Consider the following 22,952-nt stretch of genomic DNA (forward strand, 5'->3'; position numbering starts at 1 on the left):
CTCAAGCCGGGCCCACTGGCCATTCGTCAGATCTCCACGTCCCACGAGACGTGATCATGAACGAACAAGATCCACTTTCGCAACAGACCCTAGCCCCCCTTCGCGCTCGCGTGCCAGCCGGATGGGGAGCTGATGCCCGATCAACAAGGCTGTACACATGACGACTTCCGCAGGCATCGCGCTCACGCTCGCCCTCGCCTCCGCCGCCCTCGCCCCCACGGCGACCGCCGCCCACGCCACCCCGGCGGCACCCGCCGCGCCCGCCCTGACCTGGGCCGCGTGCGGCGACCGGGCCCTCGGCCAGGAGTGCGCCACCCTCACCGTCCCGCTCGACTACGCCGATCCCCACGGGCGCCAGGTCGGCCTCGCCGTGTCCCGGATCCGCAGCGCCGACCCGGCGGCCCGGCGGGGTGTGCTGTTCGTGGTGCCCGGCGGGCCCGGCGGATCCGGGGTGCAGCGGCTGACCTCCAAGGGGCCGGCTCTGGTACGGGAGCTGGGCGGGGCGTACGACCTGGTCGCCTTCGACCCGCGCGGTGTCGGCGGCAGCATGAAGGCGGACTGCGGGCTCGCCGCCGAGGACCGGCACCTGGTGACCCTGCGCAGCTGGCCGGCCGCCGACGGGTCGATCGACGAGAACGTCATCCGCTCGCGCCGCGTCGCCGAGGCCTGCGCCCGGAACGGCGGCGCCGAGCTGCGCAGCCTCACCACAGCGAACCAGGTCCGGGACATGGACCGGCTGCGGGCGGCGCTCGGCGAGGAGAAGCTGTCGGCGTGGGGCGTCTCCTACGGCACCTACGTCACCGCCCAGTACGCCCAGAAGTTCCCGCGGCGCACCGACCGCGTCGTCCTCGACAGCAGCGCCGACCCGAACCCGAGGACGGTCGCCCAGGGCTGGCTGCGCGGCATGGCGCGGGGCGCCGAGGACCGGTTCCCCGACTTCGCCGCCTGGGCGGCCCACCCGGACCGGGCCGAGGCGGGGCTGCGGCTCGCGCCGACGGCCGAGGAGGTCCGCCCGCTGGTCGTGGAGCTGGCCGCCCGCCTGGACCGGGAGCCGAAGCCGACGACCACGCCGGGCGTGCCGCTGACCGGCACCCTGCTGCGCCAGGCCCTGCAGAGCGCCCTCTACTCCGACTCCGCCTTCGAGGGCTTCGCCCAGCTGGTCCGGCAGGCGAGCACCCCCGGCGAGACGCCGGTGCTCCCGCCCATGCTGGCCGGCCCGATGCCCGACCCCGACGCCACCGTGACCGTCGGCGTGATCTGCAACGACGTGAAGTGGCGCGGCTCGGTGCGCTCCTACGAGCGGGCCGTGGCCGCCGACCGGGCCGCGCACCCGCTGACCGCCGGCATGCCGTACAACATCACGCCCTGCTCCTTCTGGAAGGGCGGCCCGGTCGAGAAGCCCACCCGCCTCACCGCTGACGGGCCCTCCAACATCCTCATGATCCAGAGCCTCCGCGACCCCGCCACCCCGCACTCCGAGGGCCTGAAGATGCGCGCGGCCCTCGGCGCCAAGGCCCGCCTGGTCTCCGTCGACCACGGCGGCCACGGCATGTACCTGGGCAACGGCAACGCCTGCGGCGACCGGACGGTCACCCGCTTCCTGCTGACGGGGGAGCGCCCGGCCACCGATGTGAACTGCTGAGGCGGCCGGCTTGGTCGGGGCAGGTGGGGTGGCCGGGTTGGCTGGGTTGGCCGGGTTGGCCGGGTTGGCCGGGGTGGCCGGGGTGGCTGGGGTGGCTGGGTTGGCCGGGGTGGCCGGAGCGGGCGGGGCCGATGAGGCCGTGGGCGGACCGGCGCTAGGCCTTCGCGGGGGCCGGGTACGGATCCGTACCCGGGGCAGGACCGGCACCTGAGGCAGCATCCGTGCTCCCGCCCCCGCCCCCGCTCCCGCTCCCGCCCCCGCCCCCGCCCGTGCCGTGCGCGCGGGTCGGGCCGGTCGGAGCGGGCCGTGGACCCGATCCGACGGCGTCCGTCTCCACGTCGAACTCGTCCAGGAGCGCGCGGCTGAAGCCGAAGAAGTACGTGGCCAGGAAGCCCACCACGTAGCCGACGAGCAGCCCGCCCGCGTAGATCGCGATCGTCGTCCCCAGGCCCTTGTCGCCGTCGAGGAGCGGGAAGAGGGCCCAGCCCGAGGGGCCGATGGCCGTGGAGCCGACCTTGTCGCCCATCATGTCGAAGAGGCCCACGAAGCCGCCGCCGAAGGCGCCGCCGACGCAGGCGGTGACGAAGGGGCGGCCCAGCGGGAGCGAGACGCCGTAGATGAGGGGCTCGCCGACGCCGAGGAAGCCGGCCGGAAGGGCGGACTTGACGGTGCGGCGGACGGATCCGTTGCGGGGCAGTTTCAGGTAGACGGCCACGGCCGCGCCGACCTGGCCCGCGCCCGCCATCGCGAGGATCGGGAGCAGCACCGTGTAGCCCTGCTGCTCGATGAGCGTGGCGTGGACGGGGATGAGGGCCTGGTGGAGTCCCAGCATCACCAGCGGCAGGAACAGACCGCCCAGGACGAAGCCGGCTCCGGCGCCCGCGTGGGCGAGGAGCCAGTCGGCGAAGTCGCCGACGGCCCGGGAGATCGCGCCGGCCACGAACATCAGGCCGAAGACGGTGACCAGGCCGGAGACCAGCACGGTCAGGGTGGGGGTGACCAGGACGTCGAGGGCCTCCGGCACCCGGCGGCGGCACCACTTCTCCACGTACACGGCGAGGACCGCCGCGCCGAGCGCGCCGAGGACGCCGCCCTGGCCGGGGGAGAGGGGCCGGCCGAAGACCTCGACCTTGGCGACGCCCGCGAAGACGATGACGGACGCCACCGCGCCGCCGAGGACGGGCGTACCGCCGAACTCCTTGGCGGTGTTGTGGCCGACGAAGACCGCGATGAGCGCCATGAAGCCGCTCGCGACGGCGGCGAGCGCCGGGGTGACGCCGGGCAGCCATCCGAGGTTGACGAGCAGGCCGTTGAGGCCGGCGATGACGCCGCAGCCGATGAGGGCGGGGATCAGCGGCACGAAGATGTTCGCGATCTTCCGCAGGAAGAGCTTGAACGGGGTCGCGTTCCTCGCCTTCTGCGCGGCTTTGAGCGCCGCGCCCCGGTCGGCCGGCTCCTCCGCGGTGGGCCGCCGCGGGCCGGTCTCGGCGACCAGGGCCTCGAAGGCGGGGGTCACGCGGGCGACGGCGCCCGGTCCGAGGACGATCTGGTAGGTGTCGTCCTCCACCACGCCCAGCACGGACGGCAGGGCCCGCAGGGCCTCGTCCTGGACGAGCGAGCGGTCCCGCAGACCCAGCCGGAGCCGGGTCATGCAGTGGGCCACGGAGCTGATGTTCTCGGCGCCGCCGACGAGGGGGAGGATCGCGGCGGCGATGGCGCGGTTCTTGTCGTCTGTGCTCATGGTGCGGTGGTGCCTTGCTGTGAGGGGGGTCCCCGCGGAGGCCCGGAGGCGGACGGGGTGGGCAAGGTGGACTCGGCGGCCGGTGGCTCAGTGACGCGTGGGCTCGGTGACGCGTGGCGTGGTGACGCGTGGGCTCAGTGACCCGTGGGCTCGGTGGGCTCAGCGGGGCCCGTGGGCTCAGCGGGGCCCGTGGGATCTGCCGGTGCGTGCAGTGCCGCGCGCAGGTGCCCCCGGGAGTCCTGGAGCCGCCGCTCGGCGGCCTTGGCGTCGATGCCGGCGAGGAGCATCAGGATCGCGGTCTTCACCTCTCCGTCGGCGGCGGCGAGGGCGGTCTCGATCTGCTCGTCCGGCGCGCCGGTGGCGAGGGCCACGATGCGGCGCGAGCGGGCCTGGAGCTTGTCGTTGGAGGCGCGGACGTCGACCATCAGGTTTCCGTAGGTCTTGCCGAGCCGGATCATGGTGATCGTCGAGATCATGTTGAGGACGAGCTTCTGGGCGGTGCCCGCCTTCAACCGGGTGGAGCCGGTGAGGAGTTCGGGCCCGGGCACGACCTCGATGCCGTGCTCGGCGGCCGCGGCCAGCGCGCTGTCCGCGTTGCAGGACAGTCCGATGGTCAGGGCGCCGAGAGCGCGCGCGTGTTCCACGGCGCCGATGGCGTACGGGGTGCGGCCGGAGGCGGAGATGCCGACCACGGTGTCGTCGGGGGTCAGCCCGAGCCCGGTCAGATCCTGCACCGCCAGTTCCTTGGAGTCCTCCGCGCCCTCGACGGCCCGCTCCATGGCGGCGGGGCCGCCGGCGATGAGGCCGACGACCTGGGAAGGGTCGGTGTTGAAGGTGGGCGGGCACTCGCTGGCGTCGAGCACGCCGAGCCGTCCGGCGGTGCCGGCGCCGAGGTAGACGAGGCGTCCGCCGCGCGCCATCCGCTCGGCCGTGGCGTCGATCGCGGCGGCGATGGCCGGGAGCTGCCGGGCCACGGCGGCGGGGACGGTCTGGTCCTCCTGGTTCATGAGCGCGGCGATCTCGGCGGTGGGCAGCCGGTCGATGTCGGCGAGCTCGGGACGGAACGCCTCGGTGGTCAGCGTGGCGAGCTGGGCGCGCAGTTCGGAGTACGTGGTGGACACGGGGCGGCTCTCTCGTGGTTCAGCGGGTGCGGGGGGTGTGGCGGTGCGCCAGGGCTTCGTACGAGGCCGCGAGGGCAGGGGCCGCCGTCTCGTACGTACGCTGGGTGACGCAGGTGAAGAGGCAGTCCACGACCAGGAGTTGGCTGGTGCGGGACGACATCGCCGCGGGGCGCAGTTCGCTCTCGCGGGCGGTGGAGGTGGTCAGCACGTGGTCGGCGTACTGGGTCACCGGGCCGTCCGGGCGGCCGGTGATGGCCACGGTCGTGGCGCCGTGGTCGAACGCGACCCGCAGCGGTTCTATGACGTCGCCGGTCGAGCCGGAGTGGGTGATGGCGATGGCGACGTCGCCGGAGCGGAGCTGCACGGCGTTGGTGACGGCCAGGTGCGGGTCGCTGTGGGCGTGCGCGACGAGCCCGATGCGGAGCAGCTTCTGCCCGAGGTCCTGGGCGACCAGGCCGGAGGCGCCGACGCCGTAGATGTCGATGCGGCGGGCGGCGGCGAGGGCGGCGACGGCGGCGCCGAGCTGGACGGTGTCGAGTCCGGCGGCGGTGTCGGCGAGGGTCTGCTGCTCGTCGTAGGCGAGCTTGGCGACGACGTCGGCGACGGGGTCGTCGACGGCGATGTCGGCGGTGACGGAGGGGGCGCGGCCCGACTGCTGCTGGGCGGCGAGGCCGGCGAGGGCGAGGCGCAGGTCGCGGTAGCCGGGGTAGCCGAGGAGGCGCGCGGTGCGCACGACGGTCGCCTCGCTGGTGCCGGTGAGCTCGGCGAGACCGGTGACCGTGAGGGCGGCGCAGCCGGCCGGGTCGCCGGCGACGGCCTCGGCGACCCGCTGCATGGAGCGGGTCATGGAGGGGGCGAGGGTGCGCACCTTGGCCGCGAGCGCGGCGGGCGCGGGCGGGGCGGCGGCGTGCCCCGCGGTGCCCGCGCTGGTGAAACTTTCCTTCACTTCATTGGTCACATGTGAAAGATATTTTCGGTCAGGGGGTGCGTCAAGACCCCGGGGACCGTGCGGAGGCCGCCCGGGAAACCCCGCCCCGCCGCAGGAAACCTCCAGCACGTGGGTCGGCATATCGGTCGCGCCTGGGTCGGTACATCGGTCGGCTCACCGGGCAGGACCCAGGCAGGACATTGGTCCTGCGCCGACCAGGGGCGCAGAATGTGAACATGGACGACATCGACCCCGTGGAACAGGCTCTCCATGCCGCCCGCGCCCTGGTTCTCGCCGACCTGGTGGCCCGCGAGGTCGCCATGGCCGAGGTCGTCTCGATGGTGGAGGACGCCGTCGCCCACCGCCGCTGGTGGGTGGAGCAGTGGCCCGAGGGCCGGGCCTTCGTGGCCGGCCTGGTAGCGCAGGACGTCCAGGACGCCCTGCTCGAACGGTACGGCCGCTGGCCGCTCTGCCCGGTCTGCGCGTCCGGCGACCCGCACGCTCTCGACGTCGAACCGGAGATGGGCCCCGACCCGCACTGGGTCTGCGGCAAGCAAGGAGTGGTGGTCGCCCCGGTGGGCGGCCTCACGTGACTCTCTACATCGACCCGCCCACCTGGCCGGGTCACGGTCGCATGTGGTCGCACCTGGTCAGCGACGTCTCCTTCGAGGAGCTGCACGCCTTCGCCGCCGGCATCGGCTGCCCGCCCCGCGCCTTCGAGCGCGACCACTACGACATCCCCTCCGACCGCTACGCCTCGGCGGTGGCCGCCGGTGCGGTGGAGGTCGGCTCGAAGGAACTCCTCCTCCGCCTCACCGCGGCGGGCCTGCGCCGCCCGAAGGGACGGCCGGCGCAGGGGGAGACGCTGCCGCGCCACGACGTGTAGGCGGCCCGGGGAGCCGCCGGGCCCGTCGGTGCGGCTCGCTCCGTCGGTGCGGCTCCGTGTCGGACGGTGTAGCTGTCAGACGGTGTAGCTGATGGCGCTGCCGTGGGTGGCCGCGATCGTGCCGGAGGCGTAGCCGTCGTGGATCTTGACCGGGTTGCCGTCCACGTTGCGCACCTTCAGCGTCGTGCGGACCTGGGTGCAGCCGCCGAGTTGGGCGGTGGTCAGGGTGAGGGTGTTCGCCGCGGTCTGGTGGTGCTTGGCGTTGGTGATGTTCCAGCGCGAGACCGGGCCCGCGATCGGCCCGCCGCACAGGGAGCCGTCGGCGTTGCGGGGCTGGGCCTCGACCCAGGTCTCGACGACGGTGCCGTCGTAGGCGGTGGTGCCGCCGGAGCAGATCGAGGAGCCGGCCGCGCAGGTCGACAGGGCCGCGTCCTGGTAGAGGGAGACGCGGTTGCCGGTGGTCGGGGTGACCGTGTAGCCGAGGGTGGTGGCGGTGGCGCCCCGGGCGACGGTGGTGCCGCTGCCCGCGAGCAGGGTCCAGCGGGGCATGTCGTTGTAGACGGGCGCGGTCTGGCGGGCGAGTTCGGCGCCGGCCGGGACGCGCATGGTGACCGTACGGCCGTTCACGATGACCGAGGAGTACGAGACGACGGAGAGCCGGCAGGTGTAGCTGCCGTCGGCGGGGGCGACGAACACCCAGCGCAGGGCGGCGGTCAGCTTCGCCTCGCCCGGAGGCACCAGATTGGCGGCCCAGTAGGAGCCGGCCTCGGTGCCGGCGGGCAGCGCGGTGCCGTCGGCGTCGCGGCAGCGGATGGCGAAGGTGTTGCCGATGTTGTCGCCGGCGGAGAGGGCGTCGACCGGCTCGGTGGAGAAGTAGCGCGACCAGAGGAACGAGCGCTCCCCGGCCGTGGCGTCGAAGGCGATCTCGGTGCCGGGCACGTCCAGGTAGGTGTCGGCGTTGCGGGTCACCTCGTACGTGAAATCACCGGACACGGCGCTCGCGGGCGGGGCGGTGAACACCGCGCCCGCGCCGCCGAGAAGGAGCGCCCCGGCCGCCGCGACGACGGCACGGAGGGTACTGAATCGCACGGAAGGTCCTGCTCTCGTTGACGTGTACGCCTCCAGGCGGAGGGTCAGCGAGACGATACGCGGGACCGGTCCGGGGTCGGGGTCGAGGACCTGGTCACGATGCGGGACGGGGTCTTCGTCAGGCGGAGGGACAGCGCGACCGTGCCGAGGCCCAGGACGGTCATGGCGGCGCCCGCCCAGGCGGGGGACGCGAAGCCGAGGCCCGCGTCGATGACCGCGCCGCCGAGCCAGGGGCCGCCGGTGTTGCCGAGGTTGAAGGCGGCGGTGGTGGTGGCGCCCGCCAGGGTGGGGGCGGCGCCGGCCACGTTGAACATGCGGGCGTTGAGTGCGGGCGCGGTGTAGAAGGCGGAGACGCCGAGGAGGAAGGTCAGGGCGATCGTGACGACCGGGCTCGACGCGAACAGGGCCAGGGCGACCAGGAAGACCGTCGACGCGGTGATGCCGCTGAGCAGCACGCCGAACAGGTGGGCGTCGGCGACGCGGCCGCCGATGTACGTGCCGATGAGGGCGCCGATGCCGAAGAGCGCGAGGACGGCGGAGACCCATCCCTCGTCGAGGCCGGCGACGTCGGTGAGCAGCGGGGCGAGGTACGAGAAGGCGCAGAAGACGCCGCCGGCGGCGAGCGCGGTGATCAGGACGGACAGCAGCACCTGCCGGTCGCGGTAGATGACCAGCTCGCTCCTGAGCCGCGGCCGGGTGTCGGGCAGCGGGATGTGCGGGATGCGGGTGATCACGCCGACGAGGGCGATCGCCGAGGCGACGCCGACGGCCCAGAAGGCGGAGCGCCAGCCGAGGTGTTCGCCGAGGAAGGCGCCGGCCGGGACGCCGAGCACGTTGGCGATCGACAGTCCGCCGATCATCACGGCCATGGCCCGGGCCCGCGCCCCGACCGGCACCATCGCGATGGCGACGGCCGCTCCGACCGCCCAGAACCCGGCGCAGGCGAGCGCGCTCACCACGCGGGACGCGAAGAGCACGGCGTAGTTCGGCGCGAGCGCGCCGGCGACCTGGCCGAGTCCGAAGACGCTGATCAGTGCGACGAGCGTGGTTTTACGGGGCAGCCGCAGGGTGGCGACGGCGAGCAGGGGGGCGCCGACGACCATGCCGATGGCGAACGCCGATATGAGCAGTCCGGCGCGGGGGATCGAGACGTGCATGTCCTCCGCGATGGGCGGCAGCAGCCCGGAGAGCATGAATTCGCTCGTGCCGAGCGCGAAGACGGACAGCCCCAGGATGTAGACGGCCAGGGGCATGCGGGCGGCGGGCGTGCTGGCGGGGGTGGCGGTCCGGGCGGGCGGAGTGGCATCGGGCTCGGTCGTCGGCATGACATGGGCAACCTGGTGATCGTTCCTGTCATTCCCCGCCGCCCGCGCGTCTCGGCATGCGGGACGGGGGCCGGACCCCCGATCGCGCGGGCCTCGCCTTGCGCGTCGGGGCGATCGTGCGTCGCGAGCCAGACGGGACCTTCCGGACACTCCCTAGGGCTGCCGCTCCCCGTCCGGGATCCCCCCGTGGACCCGCAGCAGCAGCTCCTGCAGGAGCCGGCGCTCCTCCGGCGTGAGCGGGGCCAGTACCTCGTCCTGTACGGAGCGGGCCTCCGCGTCCAGTTCCGTGAGGGCCGTCCGGCCGGCCGGGGTGAGGGAGACGGACACGCGGCGGCGGTCCTTCGCGTCGCGCGCCCGCTCCACGTAACCGGCGCAGGCCAGCTGCTCGACGACCTTGGCCATGTCGCTGGCGTCGATCCCGAGCCGTACGCACAGATCGCGCTGGGCGTGCGGGCCGAAGTCGGCCAGGGCGGCGAGCACTGCCATGTCCCACAGCCGCATCCCGCGCCGGGCCAGCCGGTCGGCGAGGCGGCCACGGGCGGTCTTGCCGACCCGGGAGAGGAGGTAGGTGCTCAGGTCGAGCAGGGAGGGCGGGGCCGAGCGGGCGGAATCCATGACCGAATTCTAGGGTGCACACCTATAGTGGGTGCGGACCCGCTATTTCTGCTCGGGAGGACACCGTGGATCGCCCTTATCCCCGTCTGCTCGTCGCCGACTTCGCCGCCTGCTTCCGCTTCTACGACGCCGTGCTGCCGTCCCTCGCCGGCGCGCGCCTGGCCAAGGGCGGCCCGGAGGGCCCGTACGCCAACTGGGACCGCGACGACGAGGCCGTCCTCTCCCTCTTCGCCCGCACCGCGATGGCCGCGGCCCTCGGCACCGCCGACCTGCCCGGCCGCCCGGCCGTCCCGGCGCAGGACGACGCGATGCTCGTCCTGCGGGTCGACGACGTCGACCGGGGCTTCGCCCTCTGCGAGGAGCGCGGCGGCCTCGCCGTCGCCGCGCCCGCCGACCGGCCCGCGTGGGGACCGAACCTGCGCAGCGCCCACCTCCGGGACCCGGAGGGGCGCCTGATCGAGCTTCAGTCCTACTGACGCGCGCACCGGCCGGCGGCGCCGGCCGTGGTCAGGCCCGGGTGCAGGTGAAGGTGTTCGTGTTGTCACCCTCGATGTGCCGGACGCGCAGGACGTTGTTGGCGTAGTCCACGCTGAGGTTCTCGCCGCCGCTGCTGCCGGAGGCGCCGGGCGGCTGCCAGGGGAGGAGCAGGGAGAGGGAGTCGCCGAAGCTCGCGGGCAGGTTCGTGGCCGCGGCCTCCTCCATGTCGCCCTGGTCCTCGCTGCCGATCCTCTCGGGGACCTGCAGGGACAGCCGGCCGCCGGACAGGGCCCAGGTGCCCTTCGAGGACTGGCCCTCGCCGAAGTTCAGGGTCCAGACGCCGTCGTCGATGACCGCGGTGAAGGTGGCGGGGTCCTCGTTGCCGATCTCCGCCGTGACGGACCATGTGCCGCGCATGAAGGCGGCGAGGGCCCGGCCGGTCACCGTCGGCGCCGGCTGTCCGCCGGTGATCCCGTTCGGTCCGTCGGTCGTGCTCTCGCTCTTGCAGGCGGCGACCAGGGACGCTCCGACGCCGAGGGCCAGATAACGCAGGGCCGTTCGGCGGCCCACCACTCGGGTCACCGCTCGGACATCACGCAGACTCATGTTTTCCCCGTTCATGCCAATCATGATCAACGGGCAGAGTACAGCGCCGGGTTGGGGCCGCCGACGGCGGCGGTGCCGCCCCTACCCGCCCGGCGTCGCGTCCGGCGCCGTCAGTTCGGCCAGCTCCCGTTCCAGGTTCTCCCGCGCCCGCTCCTCCCAGACGGCCGCCCCGTACGGCGTGCGGAACAGCTGGGGCAGGGCCAGCAGATGGCGGAGCACCGCGGCGCGGCCCTCGCGGAAGGCGTCCTCCGGGACGAAGGCGTACTCCTCGCGGACCGCCGCCGCATACCCCGTATAGGTATCGAGGTCGGCGGCCAGGATCGCGAGGTCCGCGTCGCACAGGGTCTCGCCGTTGAGGTCCCCGGGGGCCGGGTCGTGGGTCACGGTGAGCCGGACCAGGCGGGCGACCTCGGCGATCTCGCGCGGGGTCAGGCCGGCCTCGGCCAGGGCCTTTTCGGCCAGGGCGGCCGAGCGTTCCTCGTTCTCCGAGCGGTCCGGCCGGTAGACCGCGTCGTGGAACCAGGCGGCGAGCCGGACGAGCTCCAACTCGCCTCCCTCGCCGCCCTTTTCGGCGATCTCGTCGATGCGGTCGAGGACCGCCCGCAGGTGCGTCGCGGTGTGGTACCTGCGCTGCGGCTCGGTCCAGCGGGTCAGCAGGTTCCGGCCGTACGGGAGCGGGTCCGGGCCCTCCCGGCCGGCGCGGGCGGCGTGCAGGGTCGCGGCCCAGCGCGCGAGGAGGTCCTGTTCCTGGGATGCGGTCAGCTCGGCGGTCATGGGCGCATTCTGCCGCCCGCCGGGTGTCCCCGGCCCGCGGAGGCGCGCCCTCCCCTTGGCTCGATTCCGCCCCGTCACCCCTCCTCATCTCACCCTTACATACCCCCCATGGGTATGCTACGGTGCTCCACGCAGGTACCCCCCAGGGGTATATCCCCAGGGTATGTCACCGTCATCGCGAGCGAAGGGTGCAGGGCAAATGTCAACCGTCAATCCCCGGCGCTGGTGGGCACTTGTCGTGCTCGCCGCCGCGCAGTTCATGGTCATCATGGACACCTCGATCATCGGCGTCGCGCTTCCCGAGATGCAGAAGGACCTCGGCTTCTCGCAGGGCGAGCTCCAGTGGGTGTTCAACGCCTACGTCATCGTCTTCGGCGGACTGCTGCTCCTCGGCGGACGTCTCTCCGACCTCGTCGGGGCCCGCAGGATCTTCGTCTCCGGCTGGGCGATCATGATCGCCGGCTCGGTCCTCGCGGCCGCCGCGCAGACCGCCTGGGTCGAGATCGCCGGTCGCGCCGTCCAGGGCGTCGGCGGTGCGCTCATCGCGCCCTCCGCCATGACCCTGCTGATGATGCTCTTCATGCACGACCCGCGTGAGCTCGGCAAGGCGATGGCGCTCTACGGCGCGGCCGCCCCGGCCGGCGGCACCGCGGGCGTCTTCCTCGGCGGCGTCTTCACCGAGTGGGCCGCCTGGCAGTGGGTCTTCATCATCTACATCCCGATCGGCCTCGCCACCCTCGCCGCCACCAAGCTGCTCCCGAACGTCGAGTCCCGCCGCGGCTCCGTCGACGTCCTCGGCGCCGTCGCCGTCACCGCCGGTCTCGCGCTGGCCGTCTTCGCGGTCGTCCGCGCCCCCGAGGTCGGCTGGGGCGCCACCGCCACCATCCTGGAGCTGGTCGGCGCCGTCGCCCTCCTCGCCCTCTTCTTCGTGATCCAGAAGTCCGTCCGCGAGCCGCTCATGCCGCTCAGCGTGTGGCGGGTCCCGCGCCTCGGCTCGGCGAACCTGTCGATGACGCTGCTCGGCGCCGCCTGGATCCCGATGTGGTACTTCCTCAACCTCTACCTCCAGCAGGTCCTCGGCTACGGCGCCTTCGCCTCCGGTGCCGCGCTGCTCCCGATGACCGTGCTGCTGATGATCTTCATGACGGCCGTCACCGCCCGGCTCATGGCCAAGTTCGGCGCCAAGCCGCTCATCGGCATCGGCCTGCTGGCCCTCGCCGCCGGTCTGGTCTGGCTGTCCGCCGTCGAGCCCACCGGCACCTTCGTCGTCGACGTCCTGCCGGCCTCGCTGGTCGCCGCGCTCGGCATGTCCCTCGCCTACATCCCGGCGATGATCGCCGCGATGTCCGGCGCCCCGCAGGAGCAGGCCGGCCTCGCCTCCGGCATCGTCAACACCACCTACAACGTCGGCTCCGCGCTCGGTCTCGCCGCCCTCACCGCCGTCGCCATGTCGCAGGGCGCCGACCAGCTGGGCAACCTGCCGAAGCTGACCGACGGCTTCTCCTCGGCCTTCATCGGCGCGGCGATCATCGCCGCCGTCGGCGGTGTCGTCACCCTCCTGGTGATGAAGAGCGACAAGGCCCTGGCCGCCGAGTCGCCGAGCCCCACCGCGCAGCAGCAGGGCGACAAGGTCGCCGCCTGACCCGCCGTCCCGAGAGGGGCCGCCCGATGTCCGTTCACCGGCCGTCGGGCGGCCCCTTTTCCGTACCCGGGCCTCCCGGGGTAACTCCGCACCCAGGCCTTCCGGCGTAACTCCGCACCCAGGCCTGCCGGCGTACCTCCGTACCCGGGCCTTCCGGCGTACCTCCGTACCGGGACCCCGTACCTCCTCCGTGTCCCCGACGTCCCTCCCCCGAAAGGAATCCCATGGATCTGAGCAGTCGCGCCGTCCACGTCGTCCATCCACCCTTCCCCGAAGGCAGCCGGCCGCTCTCCGTGCCCCTCGTGCCCTCCTCGGCCTTCGCCTTCTCCTCCGCCGACGCGCTCGCCGAGGCGATGGCCGGGCCCGACGGGCCGTACGTATACAGCCGCCGCGGCAATCCGACCGTACGGGCCCTGGAGCAGACGCTCGCGGGGCTCGAAGGCGGCGCCGGGGCGATCGCCTTCGCCTCCGGCATGGGGGCGATCAGCGGGGTGCTGCTCGCCCTCCTCAAGCCGGGCGACCGGGTGGTGGCCCAGCGCTGTCTGTACGGCGGGACGTACGCCGTCCTGTCGGACCTGGCCGCGCGCTACGGCATCCACGTCACGTACGTCTCCGGCGACGACGTGGCCGAGTTCGAGCGGGCCGCCCAGCACCCCGCCACCCGGCTGCTCGTCCTGGAGACGGTGGCCAACCCCACCGGGCAGGTCCCGGACCTGCCGGGCCTGCTGGCCGCCGCCCGCATGCTCGGCGTGACCAGCCTGGTGGACAACTCGCTCGCCTCGCCCGTCCTGTGCCGCCCGATCGAGCTGGGCGCGGACGTCGTCGTGCACTCCACCACCAAGTACCTCGCCGGGCACTCGGACGTGCTCGGCGGGGCCGCCGTGTTCGCGGACGACGGGCTGCGCCGCCGCGTCTGGCCCCGCACGGTCGAACTGGGCGCCTGCGCCGACCCGTTCGCGGCCTGGCTGACCCTGCGGGGCATACCGACGCTGCCGCTGCGGATGCGCGAGCACTGCGCCAATGCGGCCGTCCTCGCCGAGCGCCTGGTGGGGGACGGGCGGGTGACGGCCGTCCACTACCCGTGGCTCGCGGGCCATCCCTCGTACGCCCTCGCGCGCAAGGTGCTGTCCGGCGGCGGCGGGCTGCTCTCCTTCGAGCTGGCGGGCGGCCGGGAGGCCGGCCGGGCCTTCATCGAGCGGGTGCGGGTGGCCAGGCTGGCGCTCTCGCTCGGCGGGGTGGAGACGCTCGTGACCCATCCGGCCTCCACCTCCCACCGTGAACTCGACGCCGCCGCCCTCGCCGAGGCCGGGATAGCGCCCGGACTGGTGCGCATGTCGGTCGGGATCGAGGGGGTCGAGGACCTGTGGGAGGACATCGAACGCGCACTCCCCTGAGGCTTCTTTTGGGTTGACAAAATAAATGACTGATTCGTAGATTGGGTGACGCCAGGGAACGACCACTCCTAGGTCAAGGGGGGCGCGCGATGCGCTACTTCGAGGACTTCCGGCCCGGTGACGTCCACGAGCTGGGCACCGTCACCGTCACGGCGGAGGAGGTGCTGGAGTTCGGAAAGCGCTTCGATCCGCAGCCCTTCCACACGGACCCCGAGCTCGCCAAGGACTCGCAGTTCGGCGGCCTGATCGCCAGCGGCTTCCACACCCAGGCGATGTTCATGCGCCGCTATGTCGACGGCCTGCTCGCCTACAGCGCCTGCATGGGCTCGCCCGGCATCGACGAGGTCCGCTATCTGCGTCCCGTACGTCCCGGGGACGTCCTCACGGCGCGCGTCGAGATCCTCGGCGCCACCCCGTCGCCGTTCAACCCCACCACCGGCACCGTCAAACCGCGGTGCACGCTGGTGACCGCCGACGGGACGGCCGTGTTCAGCATGATCCTGCACAGCATCTTCCGGCGCCGTCCCGCCGGAGCCGAGGCCGGCCGTCTGTCGTCGATGCCCGTGGCCGAGGACCCCGCCGGGTGCTGCACCCGCGCGGCGAAGAGCACTGTCGCAGCGGCCATGACCGCCTGACGACCGCCCGTCGTCGGAGCCCCTGAGCACGGCCGTCCGAATCTCTCTCAACCATCAGTGAAGGGGGACCTCCTGTGGAGGCCGTATCCCGCACCGCCCAGTGGACCGCCGCCGCGCGCGCCCTGGAGACCGAGCGCGAGGACCGGCTGTTCGCCGATCCCTACGCGCGCACCGTCGCCGACCAGATCGGCTTCGAACTGCTCGAGCGCTACGACGGGGGCGGCATCGTGCCGTTCCTCGCCATCCGCACCACCTACCTGGACCGCGCCATCGTCAAGGCGGTGGAGGAGCGCGGCATCCGCCAGGTGGTCTTCCTCGCCGCCGGCATGGACACCCGGTTCTTCCGGCTGCCCTGGCCCGACGGCGTCACCGTCTACGAGCTCGACCGCCCGGCCCTGCTGGAGGCCAAGGCCGAGATGCTGAAGGACGAGCCGCTGCCGGCCGGCCGAACCCGGGTGACCGTTCCGGTCGACCTCACGCAGGACTGGACCGGCCCCCTGAAGGAGGCCGGATGGCGGAGCGACGAGCCCGTCCTGTGGGTCGTCGAGGGCCTGCTGTTCTTCCTCCCGGAGGAGGCCGTCCGCACCCTCATCTCGACGCTGTCCGCGCACGCCGCGCCCGGCTCCGTGCTGCTCGGCGACGTCATCTCCCGGGCCGCCCTGGAGAACCCGCTCGCCCGCACCTTCATGAGCGCGCTCAAGGAGGACGGCAACCCGTGGCTCTTCGGCACCGAGGAGCCCGAGGCGCTGCTCGACGCCTGCGGCTGGGCCGTGCGCGAGGTCAAGCAGCCGGGTGAGCCCGGCGCCGACTTCGACCGCTGGCCCTACCCGGTCCCGGCGCGCTCCGTCCCGCGCGTGCCCCGTTCCTTCCTGTTCACCTGCGATCTCCCCGCGTTCGAGGAGGGCAAGGCCGCATGAGCGCCCACGACTTCCACCAGAAGGTCATCACCGACGCCGGCGCGGCCGTGCGCGGTCTGACCGTCGCCCTCGGCGAGCGCCTGGGCCTCTACAAGGCCCTGGCCGAGCACGGCCCGCTGACCGCCGGGCAGCTCGCCGACCGGACGGGCACCAACGAGCGGTACATCGAGGAGTGGCTGCACGCCCAGCTGTCCGCCGGGTACGTCGAGCGGCACCCGAGCTCCCTCACGTACACGCTGCCCGCCGATCACGTCGAGGTGCTCGCGGACCCGTCCGCGGTGACCTTCGCCGCCGGCTTCTTCACCGCCCTCAAGGCGCTGTACGCCACCGAGGACCTGCTCGTCGAGGCGTACCGGTCCGGCGACGGCGTCGGCTGGGCCGAGCACGACGCGGCCCTCGACACCGGCATGGGCTCCTTCTTCCAGCCCACCTACGAGCACAAGCTCGTCCCGGACTGGCTGCCCTCGCTGCACCAGGTCACCGACAAGCTGAACGGCGGCGGCACCGTCGCCGACGTCGGCTGCGGCGTCGGCCACACCACGCTGCTCATCGCCAAGGCCTTCCCGAACGCCACCGTCCACGGCTTCGACTACTCCGAAGAGGCGATCTCCATCGCCCGGCAGCTCGCCGAGGAGGCCGGCCTGTCCGACCGGGTCGTCTTCGAGGTCGCCTCCGCCGACGACTACCCGGGCACCGGTTACGACCTGGTCTGCTTCTTCAACGCCCTGCACGACATGGGCGACCCGGTCGCCGCGGCCCAGCACGTGCACAAGTCGCTGGACCCGGACGGGACCTGGATGCTCGTCGAGTCGAACGTCTCCCCGGCCGACATCGACACCCAGACCCCCGCCGCCCGCATGTTCATGGCCCTGTCGGCCGTGATGTGCCTGCCCGTCGCGGTCGCCCAGCGCGGCCCGCACGCGCTCGGCAACCACTCCGGCGAGAAGGCCTTCCGCGCCATCGCCGAGGAGGCCGGCTTCACCCGCTGGCGGCGCGCCACCGAGACCCCGGTCAACGCGGTCTACGAAGTCCGCCCCTGAGCCGCCCGGCCCCCAGGCGCACCGCGCAGAAAAGAGAGGGAGTCCCACCATGGGCGTCACCGCCCCGCTGCCCGTCACCGACCGGTTCATGGAGGTGCTCGAGCGCCTCAGCGAGCGTTCCGTCGAGGACTACTACAACCCGTACCAGACCTTCCAGTGGCCCGAGACCCTGGAGGAGAACCGCTACTGGATGACCCCCGAGCTGCTCACCGTCTACGGCACGGAGCACTTCGACACCCTCGGTGAGGAAACGCTTCAGCGCCTGTCGAAGTGGGAGTCGATCAACTTCTACAGCCTCAACGTGCACGGCATCCGCGAGCTCCTCATCGAGGTCGTCGGCCGCATCCACATGCCCGGCTTCGAGGTCCCCTCGGACTTCTTCCACCACTTCATCGGCGAGGAGAACGAACACATGTGGTTCTTCTCCGAGTTCTGCCGCCGCTACGGCAACAAGATCTACGGCTCCACCGCCATGCGCGCCGACGCCGCCTGGGAGCCCGAGGTCGAGAACTTCCTGGTCTTCACCCGCATCCTGTTCTTCGAGGAGCTGGTCGACCACTACAACTCCCGGATGGCCAAGGACGACGCCCTGTGCCACACCATCCGCGAGGTCAACCGCATCCACCACCAGGACGAGTCCCGCCACATCGCCTTCGGCCGCGAGCTCGTCTCGCTGCTCCACCAGCGCATGTGCCAGGCGGTCGGCGCCGACCGGGTCCGTGAGGTCGAGGCGTACCTCAAGCGGTACGTGGTCTACAGCGTCAACTCGCTCTACAACCCCCACGTGTACCGCGACGCCGGCATCCCCGACCCGCTCGCGCTGCGCAACGCCCTCGTCGCCGACGAGCGCCGCCGCCCGCACGAGCGCAAGGCGATCCGCAAGCCGCTGTCCTTCTTCCTGAAGACCGGGATCTTCTCCGACGACACCCTGCCCGTCGTCTGAGCTCCCCCGAGGGACCTCCCAGCCGAGAGGTGCACCGATCATGACCATGACCACCCCCGAGCAGACCGTCGGGGCGACCAGGGGACTGCCCACCCTGGGCCCGGAGGGGACCCGCCTGCTGCGGCTCCTCGACGAGACCTTCGAGGGCTGGGGAGTGGCCGCGGGCGCCCACCCGATGACCATGCCCCCGCTGCTCCCCGCCGCCGACCTGGCCCGGCTCGACTACTACGACAACTTCCCCCACCAGGCCGTCGTCGCCGCCCCGCTCGACCTGGAGCGCCGCGCGACCACGCCCTTCGACACCGACACCGGCCGCTTTCCGACCGCCGCGCTCGAACCCGCCGCGCTCGGACTGCCCTCGGCGTCCTGCTACGCCGTCTACCTCACCCACCAGGGCACCCAGGTCGCCGACGACACCCTGATCACCGTCTGTTCCTGGTGTTTCCGCAAGGAGACGCACTACGAGGGCATGAGGCGCCAGCTCGGCTTCCGCATGCGGGAGATCGTGGCCCTCGGCGGCCGCGAGCACGCCGAGCAGCACCTCGTGGACTTCACCGCCCGGATCCACGCCTTCGCCGCGGCACTCGACCTGCCGCTGCGCAAGGAGGCCGCCTGCGACCCGTTCTTCGACAAGGGCGGCTCGAAGGCCCTGCTCCAGCGGCTCACGCCGGTGAAGCACGAGTTCCTGTACGAGGACCTGGCCATCGCCTCGGTCAACACGCACCGGAACTTCTTCGGCGAGCGCTGCGACATCACCCTGGAGGACGGCGGCCCGGCCTTCACCAGCTGCATCGCCTTCGGCCTGGAGCGGTGGCTGTCGGCGCTGACCCGTCGGCACGGCAGCTGGGCGGCCGCCACCGAGGCGGTTCTCGACGCGAACGCCCGGGTCCGGGCCGAGGCGAGTCTCGCGGCCGGGCCGGTGATCTGACGTGCCGGCCCGTCCCGCCGCCCCGCCGGCGGGCGGCCTGGGGTGGGCGAACCTCGGCATGGACATCGTGTCCGTCAACCGTGTCCGCCGCCTTCTCTCCCAGTACGGGGAGAAGTTCTTCGAGCGGATGCTCACCCCCGGCGAACTCGCCGACTGCCGCACCTCGTCCGGGCTCGACGTGCTGAGCCTGTGCGGACGGATCGCGGCGAAGGAGGCGGCCTTCAAGACGCTGCGCGTCCGCGGCAGGTTTCTGCCCTGGCCCGACATCGTCGTACGGCGCTCCGAGGGCGGCTGGCCGCTGGTGGAACTGCACGGTCCCGCGGCCGCGATGGCCGCCGAGTCCGGGATCACCGAGATCACGGTGTCCATCAGCCACGACGTGGACTACGCCGTCGCGGTCGCCGCGCCGATCATCGCCACCACCCCCTACGTACCCAGCAGTAGCTAGCAGTGGCTAGCGAGCCAAAGGAGAGAGCAATCATGGCCGACGGCCTGCAGACGGTGAAGAACTGGATCCTCGAGCGTCACCCGGAGCGCGACGACATCGCTCCCGACCTCGACCTGATCGAGAACCGGCTCATCGACTCGCTGTCCTTCGTCGAGTTCGTCTTCCTCCTGGAGCAGGAGTCCGGCACCGCGATCCAGATGGAGACCCTGGAGGTCGACTCCATCCGGACCCTCGGCGCCATCGAGCAGCACTTCTTCAAGGCCGAGGTGGAGGTGGGCCAGGCATGAGCCGCCGTCTCTTCACCTCCGAGTCCGTCACCGAAGGACACCCCGACAAGATCGCCGACCGGATCAGCGACACGATCCTCGACGCGCTCCTGGCCCAGGACCCCCACTCCCGGGTCGCCGTGGAGACCCTCATCACCACCGGCCAGGTCCACATCGCCGGCGAGGTCACCACCACCGCGTACGCGCCGATAGCCCAGCTCGTCCGCGACGCCGTCCTCGAGATCGGCTACGACTCCTCCGCGAAGGGCTTCGACGGCGCCTCCTGCGGGGTCTCGGTGTCCATCGGCGCCCAGTCGCCGGACATCGCGCAGGGCGTCGACACCGCCTACGAGTCCCGTGTGGAGGGTGCGGCCCGAACGGGAGAGGACGCCGAGCTGGCCGCGCAGGGCGCCGGCGACCAGGGCCTGATGTTCGGCTACGCCTGCGACGACACGGCCGAGCTGATGCCGCTGCCGATCGCGCTGGCCCACCGCCTGTCGCGCCGGCTGACCGAGGTCCGCCGGAACGGGACCATGTCCTACCTGCGGCCGGACGGAAAGACCCAGGTCACCATCGAGTACGACGGCGACCGGCCGGTCCGGCTCGACACGGTGGTCGTCTCCTCGCAGCACGCCGCCGACATCTCGGTCGAGGGCCTGCTCGCCCCCGACGTGCGCGAATACGTCGTCGAGCACGTCCTCAAGGAGCTCGTCGAGGAGGGCGTCACCCTGGAGTCCGACGGCTACCGGCTCCTGGTGAACCCGACCGGGCGCTTCGAGGTCGGCGGCCCCATGGGCGACGCGGGCCTCACCGGTCGCAAGATCATCATTGACACGTACGGCGGCATGGCCCGGCACGGCGGCGGCGCCTTCTCCGGCAAGGACCCGTCGAAGGTCGACCGCTCCGCCGCCTACGCGATGCGCTGGGTCGCGAAGAACGTCGTCGCCGCCGGGCTCGCGAAGCGCTGCGAGGTGCAGGTCGCGTACGCGATCGGCAAGGCCGAGCCGGTCGGTCTCTTCGTCGAGACCTTCGGCACGGGCACGCTGCCCGACGAGCGCATCCAGGAGGCCGTCGGCCAGGTCTTCGACCTGCGGCCGGCCGCGATCATCCGCGACCTGGACCTGAAGCGGCCCGTCTACGCGGCCACCTCGGCGTACGGGCACTTCGGCCGGGAGCTGCCGGAGTTCACCTGGGAGCGCACCGACCGTGTCGAGGCCCTGAAGCAGGCCGCGCAAAAGGCCAAGAGGTTCTGAGGGGAGCTGCGGACACCATGCGTATCGCTGTCACCGGATCCATCGCGACCGACCATCTGATGACCTTCCCCGGCTGGTTCAGCGAGCAGCTGCTCGCCGACCGGCTCGACCGGGTCTCCCTGTCGTTCCTCGCCGACAACCTGGAGGTCAGGCGCGGCGGAGTGGCAGCGAACATCGCCTTCGGGCTCGGTGTGCTCGGCCTGCGCCCCGTCCTCGTGGGCGCGGTCGGCGCCGACTTCGAGCCGTACCGGGTGTGGCTGAAGGACCACGGTGTGGACACCGACTCGGTACGCGTCAGCGAGTCGCTCCACACCGCCCGGTTCGTCTGTACCACCGACCGGGCGCAGAACCAGATCGCCACCTTCTACGCCGGAGCGATGACCGAGGCCCGCGAGATCGACCTGCGGGAGGTCCTCGCCCGGACCGGGCGTCTGGAACTGGTCCTGGTCTCCCCGGACGACCCCGAGGCCATGCTGCGGCACTCCCGCACCTGCCGCGAGCTCGGGGTCCCCTTCGCCGCCGACCCGTCCCAGCAGCTGGCGCGGCTCGACGGCGGGCAGGTGCGGGAACTGGTGGACGGGGCGCGTTACCTGTTCACCAACGAGTACGAGACGGCCCTGCTCCTGGAGAAGACCGGCTGGACCGAGCCGGACGTCCTGCGCCGTGTCGGCACCTGGGTCACCACCCACGGCGAGGCCGGCGTCCGCATCCGGGGCGAGGGCCGGGCCCCGCTCGCCGTGCCGGCGGTGCCGGTGGCGGGCGTGGTCGACCCCACCGGCGTCGGCGACGCCTTCCGGGCCGGCTTCCTCGCCGCGACCCTGTGGGGCGTGCCGGAGCGGTGCGCGGCCCAGCTGGGCTGCGCGGTCGCCGCGACCGTCCTCGACTACGTGGGGACGCAGGAGTACCTGCTGCACCGCGAGCCGCTGCTCGACCGCATCAGGACGACGTACGGCGTCGGCTGCACGGCCGAACTCCTGACCCACCTGAGGGGGCTGTCGTGAGCCAGGGCAGGCGCTCACTGCGCGAGGAGTTCGCCACCCGGGTCGTCGTGGCCGACGGGGCGATGGGCACCATGCTCCAGGCCGCCGACCCCACGATGGAGGACTTCCAGCAGCTGGAGGGCTGCAACGAGATCCTCAACCTCACCCGGCCCGACATCGTCGCCTCCGTCCACGACGCCTACTTCTCGGCCGGCGTGGACTGCGTGGAGACCAACACCTTCGGCGCCAACCTCGCCGCGCTCGCCGAGTACGGCATCGAGGACCGTGTGTACGAGCTGTCCGAGGCCGGTGCGCGGATCGCCCGCGAGGTCGCCGACGCGCACACGACCACGGACGGCCGCCCCCGCTGGGTGCTCGGCTCCATGGGCCCCGGCACCAAGCTGCCCACGCTGGGCCACGTCACGTACGAGCCGCTGCGCGACGCCTACCAGCAGAACGCCGAGGGCCTGATCCGCGGCGGCGCCGACGCCCTGCTCGTCGAGACCTCGCAGGACCTGCTCCAGACGAAGGCGGCCGTCATCGGCGCCCGCCGCGCCCTGGACTGGTGCGGGCTCGACCTGCCGCTGATCGTGCAGGTGACGGTGGAGACGACGGGCACGATGCTGCTCGGTTCGGAGATCGGCGCCGCGCTGACGGCGCTGGAGCCGCTGGGCATCGACATGATCGGTCTGAACTGCGCGACCGGCCCGGCCGAGATGGCCGAGCACCTGCGCCATCTGTCCCGGCACGCCCGTGTCCCCCTCTCGGTCATGCCGAACGCGGGCCTGCCCGTGCTCACCTCGGACGGCGCCCACTACCCGCTGTCCCCGGCCGAACTCGCCGACGCCCAGGAGGCGTTCGTCCGCGACTACGGGCCGGCCCTGGCGGGCGGCTGCTGCGGTACGACGCCCGAGCACCTGCGGCAGATCGTCGAGCGGGTGCGCGGCGCGGCCGTACCGGACCGGAGCCCGGCGGCGGAGCCCGGCGCCTCCTCGCTCTACACCCATGTGCCGTTCCGGCAGGACACGTCGTACCTGGCGATCGGTGAGCGGACGAACGCGAACGGGTCGAAGAAGTTCCGTGAGGCCATGCTGGAGGGCCGCTGGGACGACTGCGTCGAGATGGCGCGCGACCAGATCCGTGAGGGCGCGCACATGCTCGACCTGTGCGTCGACTACGTGGGCCGTGACGGTGTCGCGGACATGGCGGAGCTGGCGGGCCGCTTCGCGACCGCGTCCACCCTGCCGATCGTGCTGGACTCCACCGAGGTCGAGGTCATCCGGGCCGGCCTGGAGAAGCTGG

24 protein-coding genes are annotated in these 22,952 nt (G+C 72.5%); 16 read left to right on the forward strand and 8 right to left on the reverse strand.

Annotated elements, in window-relative coordinates; all coding sequences use genetic code 11:
• The first annotated feature begins 157 nt into the window (after positions 1–157).
• Positions 158–1,642, forward strand: coding sequence for an alpha/beta hydrolase (locus ACIGXE_RS36035; RefSeq protein ID WP_399754304.1), 1,485 nt, complete (start codon positions 158–160; stop codon positions 1,640–1,642).
• Between the two features lie 154 nt (positions 1,643–1,796).
• Here ACIGXE_RS36035 and ACIGXE_RS36040 read toward each other — a convergent pair whose 3' ends face one another.
• The 3 genes from ACIGXE_RS36040 to ACIGXE_RS36050 all read right to left on the reverse strand — a co-directional run bounded on the left by ACIGXE_RS36040 (position 1,797) and on the right by ACIGXE_RS36050 (position 5,462).
• Positions 1,797–3,383, reverse strand: coding sequence for a PTS transporter subunit EIIC (locus tag ACIGXE_RS36040; protein ID WP_399754305.1), 1,587 nt, complete (start codon positions 3,381–3,383; stop codon positions 1,797–1,799).
• A 134-nt stretch (positions 3,384–3,517) separates the two neighbouring features.
• Positions 3,518–4,504: an N-acetylmuramic acid 6-phosphate etherase gene (gene murQ / locus ACIGXE_RS36045; protein ID WP_399754307.1), complete on the reverse strand. Its 987-nt coding sequence runs from the start codon at positions 4,502–4,504 to the stop codon at positions 3,518–3,520.
• A 19-nt stretch (positions 4,505–4,523) separates the two neighbouring features.
• On the reverse strand, positions 4,524–5,462 hold the full coding sequence (locus ACIGXE_RS36050; RefSeq protein WP_399754308.1) for a MurR/RpiR family transcriptional regulator: 939 nt from the start codon (positions 5,460–5,462) through the stop codon (positions 4,524–4,526).
• A 206-nt stretch (positions 5,463–5,668) separates the two neighbouring features.
• On the opposite strand from ACIGXE_RS36050, the gene ACIGXE_RS36055 reads away from it, so the two are divergent.
• Both ACIGXE_RS36055 and ACIGXE_RS36060 read left to right on the forward strand, forming a co-directional pair.
• On the forward strand, positions 5,669–6,025 hold the full coding sequence (locus ACIGXE_RS36055; protein ID WP_399754309.1) for a hypothetical protein: 357 nt from the start codon (positions 5,669–5,671) through the stop codon (positions 6,023–6,025).
• A complete protein-coding gene (locus ACIGXE_RS36060; RefSeq protein ID WP_399754312.1) occupies positions 6,022–6,318 on the forward strand; it encodes a DUF4031 domain-containing protein in 297 nt (98 codons plus the stop codon). Before ACIGXE_RS36055 ends, ACIGXE_RS36060 begins: the two co-directional genes overlap by 4 nt.
• Before the next feature lie 75 nt (positions 6,319–6,393).
• On the opposite strand, the gene ACIGXE_RS36065 is transcribed toward ACIGXE_RS36060, so the two are convergent.
• The 3 genes from ACIGXE_RS36065 to ACIGXE_RS36075 all read right to left on the reverse strand — a co-directional run bounded on the left by ACIGXE_RS36065 (position 6,394) and on the right by ACIGXE_RS36075 (position 9,347).
• Complete coding sequence (locus ACIGXE_RS36065) at positions 6,394–7,407, reverse strand: hypothetical protein (protein WP_399754313.1); 1,014 nt, start codon at positions 7,405–7,407, stop codon at positions 6,394–6,396.
• A gap of 44 nt (positions 7,408–7,451) precedes the next feature.
• The gene (locus tag ACIGXE_RS36070) at positions 7,452–8,660 is read right to left on the reverse strand and encodes a Cmx/CmrA family chloramphenicol efflux MFS transporter (RefSeq protein ID WP_399754340.1); all 1,209 of its coding nucleotides are present in this window, start codon (positions 8,658–8,660) and stop codon (positions 7,452–7,454) included.
• Positions 8,661–8,885: 225 nt separating this feature from the next.
• Positions 8,886–9,347 (reverse strand): MarR family winged helix-turn-helix transcriptional regulator, encoded by a 462-nt coding sequence (locus ACIGXE_RS36075; protein WP_399754315.1) that lies wholly within the window; start codon positions 9,345–9,347, stop codon positions 8,886–8,888.
• A gap of 65 nt (positions 9,348–9,412) precedes the next feature.
• Here ACIGXE_RS36075 and ACIGXE_RS36080 point away from each other — a divergent pair, with 65 nt between their 5' ends.
• Entirely contained in the window at positions 9,413–9,823 is a 411-nt protein-coding gene (locus tag ACIGXE_RS36080; protein ID WP_399754316.1) for a glyoxalase/bleomycin resistance/extradiol dioxygenase family protein, read from the forward strand.
• 31 nt (positions 9,824–9,854) lie between these two features.
• On the opposite strand, the gene ACIGXE_RS36085 is transcribed toward ACIGXE_RS36080, so the two are convergent.
• Positions 9,855–10,430, reverse strand: a complete 576-nt coding sequence (locus ACIGXE_RS36085) for a lipocalin family protein (RefSeq protein WP_399754318.1) — start codon at positions 10,428–10,430, stop codon at positions 9,855–9,857.
• A gap of 81 nt (positions 10,431–10,511) precedes the next feature.
• Positions 10,512–11,204 (reverse strand): hypothetical protein, encoded by a 693-nt coding sequence (locus ACIGXE_RS36090; RefSeq protein ID WP_399754319.1) that lies wholly within the window; start codon positions 11,202–11,204, stop codon positions 10,512–10,514.
• A gap of 199 nt (positions 11,205–11,403) precedes the next feature.
• On the opposite strand from ACIGXE_RS36090, the gene ACIGXE_RS36095 reads away from it, so the two are divergent.
• The 12 genes from ACIGXE_RS36095 to ACIGXE_RS36150 form a co-directional block, all read left to right on the forward strand.
• Complete coding sequence (locus tag ACIGXE_RS36095; protein ID WP_399754321.1) at positions 11,404–12,846, forward strand: MFS transporter; 1,443 nt, start codon at positions 11,404–11,406, stop codon at positions 12,844–12,846.
• A gap of 224 nt (positions 12,847–13,070) precedes the next feature.
• A complete protein-coding gene (locus ACIGXE_RS36100; RefSeq protein ID WP_399754323.1) occupies positions 13,071–14,240 on the forward strand; it encodes a trans-sulfuration enzyme family protein in 1,170 nt (389 codons plus the stop codon).
• An 89-nt stretch (positions 14,241–14,329) separates the two neighbouring features.
• A complete protein-coding gene (locus ACIGXE_RS36105) occupies positions 14,330–14,875 on the forward strand; it encodes a MaoC family dehydratase (protein ID WP_399754324.1) in 546 nt (181 codons plus the stop codon).
• A gap of 74 nt (positions 14,876–14,949) precedes the next feature.
• Positions 14,950–15,792 carry a class I SAM-dependent methyltransferase gene (locus tag ACIGXE_RS36110; protein ID WP_399754326.1) on the forward strand — a complete coding sequence of 281 codons (843 nt, stop codon included), beginning with the start codon at positions 14,950–14,952 and terminating at the stop codon, positions 15,790–15,792.
• Positions 15,789–16,832 carry a class I SAM-dependent methyltransferase gene (locus ACIGXE_RS36115; protein ID WP_399754328.1) on the forward strand — a complete coding sequence of 348 codons (1,044 nt, stop codon included), beginning with the start codon at positions 15,789–15,791 and terminating at the stop codon, positions 16,830–16,832. Before ACIGXE_RS36110 ends, ACIGXE_RS36115 begins: the two co-directional genes overlap by 4 nt.
• A gap of 49 nt (positions 16,833–16,881) precedes the next feature.
• Positions 16,882–17,775 carry a diiron oxygenase gene (locus tag ACIGXE_RS36120; RefSeq protein WP_399754330.1) on the forward strand — a complete coding sequence of 298 codons (894 nt, stop codon included), beginning with the start codon at positions 16,882–16,884 and terminating at the stop codon, positions 17,773–17,775.
• A gap of 40 nt (positions 17,776–17,815) precedes the next feature.
• Positions 17,816–18,703: a hypothetical protein gene (locus ACIGXE_RS36125; RefSeq protein WP_399754332.1), complete on the forward strand. Its 888-nt coding sequence runs from the start codon at positions 17,816–17,818 to the stop codon at positions 18,701–18,703.
• Between the two features lies 1 nt (position 18,704).
• Positions 18,705–19,151, forward strand: a complete 447-nt coding sequence (gene acpS, locus ACIGXE_RS36130; protein WP_399754334.1) for a holo-ACP synthase — start codon at positions 18,705–18,707, stop codon at positions 19,149–19,151.
• 32 nt (positions 19,152–19,183) lie between these two features.
• On the forward strand, positions 19,184–19,438 hold the full coding sequence (locus tag ACIGXE_RS36135; protein ID WP_399754335.1) for a phosphopantetheine-binding protein: 255 nt from the start codon (positions 19,184–19,186) through the stop codon (positions 19,436–19,438).
• Entirely contained in the window at positions 19,435–20,670 is a 1,236-nt protein-coding gene (metK, locus tag ACIGXE_RS36140) for a methionine adenosyltransferase (protein ID WP_399754337.1), read from the forward strand. Before ACIGXE_RS36135 ends, metK begins: the two co-directional genes overlap by 4 nt.
• Positions 20,671–20,687: 17 nt before the next feature.
• Positions 20,688–21,671: a carbohydrate kinase family protein gene (locus ACIGXE_RS36145; protein ID WP_399754339.1), complete on the forward strand. Its 984-nt coding sequence runs from the start codon at positions 20,688–20,690 to the stop codon at positions 21,669–21,671.
• A gap of 62 nt (positions 21,672–21,733) precedes the next feature.
• Positions 21,734–22,952 (forward strand): homocysteine S-methyltransferase family protein (locus tag ACIGXE_RS36150; RefSeq protein ID WP_399754343.1); only part of this gene is annotated, 1,219 nt, incomplete at its 3' end.

The sequence above is a fragment of the Streptomyces sp. NPDC053431 genome, from assembly GCF_044544925.1.
Classification (GTDB): domain Bacteria; phylum Actinomycetota; class Actinomycetes; order Streptomycetales; family Streptomycetaceae; genus Streptomyces.

What these genes read in the sequence shown, in the direction of transcription:
- ACIGXE_RS36070 (WP_399754340.1), bottom strand. Translation starts at nt 8,660, where the DNA reads ATGCCCCTGGCCGTCTACATCCTGGGGCTGTCCGTCTTCGCGCTCGGC.
- ACIGXE_RS36040 (WP_399754305.1), bottom strand. Translation starts at nt 3,383, where the DNA reads ATGAGCACAGACGACAAGAACCGCGCCATCGCCGCCGCGATCCTCCCC.
- ACIGXE_RS36075 (WP_399754315.1), bottom strand. Translation starts at nt 9,347, where the DNA reads ATGGATTCCGCCCGCTCGGCCCCGCCCTCCCTGCTCGACCTGAGCACC.
- metK (WP_399754337.1), top strand. Translation starts at nt 19,435, where the DNA reads ATGAGCCGCCGTCTCTTCACCTCCGAGTCCGTCACCGAAGGACACCCC.
- ACIGXE_RS36120 (WP_399754330.1), top strand. Translation starts at nt 16,882, where the DNA reads ATGGGCGTCACCGCCCCGCTGCCCGTCACCGACCGGTTCATGGAGGTG.
- ACIGXE_RS36145 (WP_399754339.1), top strand. Translation starts at nt 20,688, where the DNA reads ATGCGTATCGCTGTCACCGGATCCATCGCGACCGACCATCTGATGACC.
- ACIGXE_RS36085 (WP_399754318.1), bottom strand. Translation starts at nt 10,430, where the DNA reads ATGAGTCTGCGTGATGTCCGAGCGGTGACCCGAGTGGTGGGCCGCCGA.
- ACIGXE_RS36115 (WP_399754328.1), top strand. Translation starts at nt 15,789, where the DNA reads ATGAGCGCCCACGACTTCCACCAGAAGGTCATCACCGACGCCGGCGCG.
- ACIGXE_RS36105 (WP_399754324.1), top strand. Translation starts at nt 14,330, where the DNA reads ATGCGCTACTTCGAGGACTTCCGGCCCGGTGACGTCCACGAGCTGGGC.
- ACIGXE_RS36100 (WP_399754323.1), top strand. Translation starts at nt 13,071, where the DNA reads ATGGATCTGAGCAGTCGCGCCGTCCACGTCGTCCATCCACCCTTCCCC.
- ACIGXE_RS36135 (WP_399754335.1), top strand. Translation starts at nt 19,184, where the DNA reads ATGGCCGACGGCCTGCAGACGGTGAAGAACTGGATCCTCGAGCGTCAC.
- ACIGXE_RS36095 (WP_399754321.1), top strand. Translation starts at nt 11,404, where the DNA reads ATGTCAACCGTCAATCCCCGGCGCTGGTGGGCACTTGTCGTGCTCGCC.
- ACIGXE_RS36090 (WP_399754319.1), bottom strand. Translation starts at nt 11,204, where the DNA reads ATGACCGCCGAGCTGACCGCATCCCAGGAACAGGACCTCCTCGCGCGC.
- ACIGXE_RS36055 (WP_399754309.1), top strand. Translation starts at nt 5,669, where the DNA reads ATGGACGACATCGACCCCGTGGAACAGGCTCTCCATGCCGCCCGCGCC.
- ACIGXE_RS36035 (WP_399754304.1), top strand. Translation starts at nt 158, where the DNA reads ATGACGACTTCCGCAGGCATCGCGCTCACGCTCGCCCTCGCCTCCGCC.
- ACIGXE_RS36125 (WP_399754332.1), top strand. Translation starts at nt 17,816, where the DNA reads ATGACCATGACCACCCCCGAGCAGACCGTCGGGGCGACCAGGGGACTG.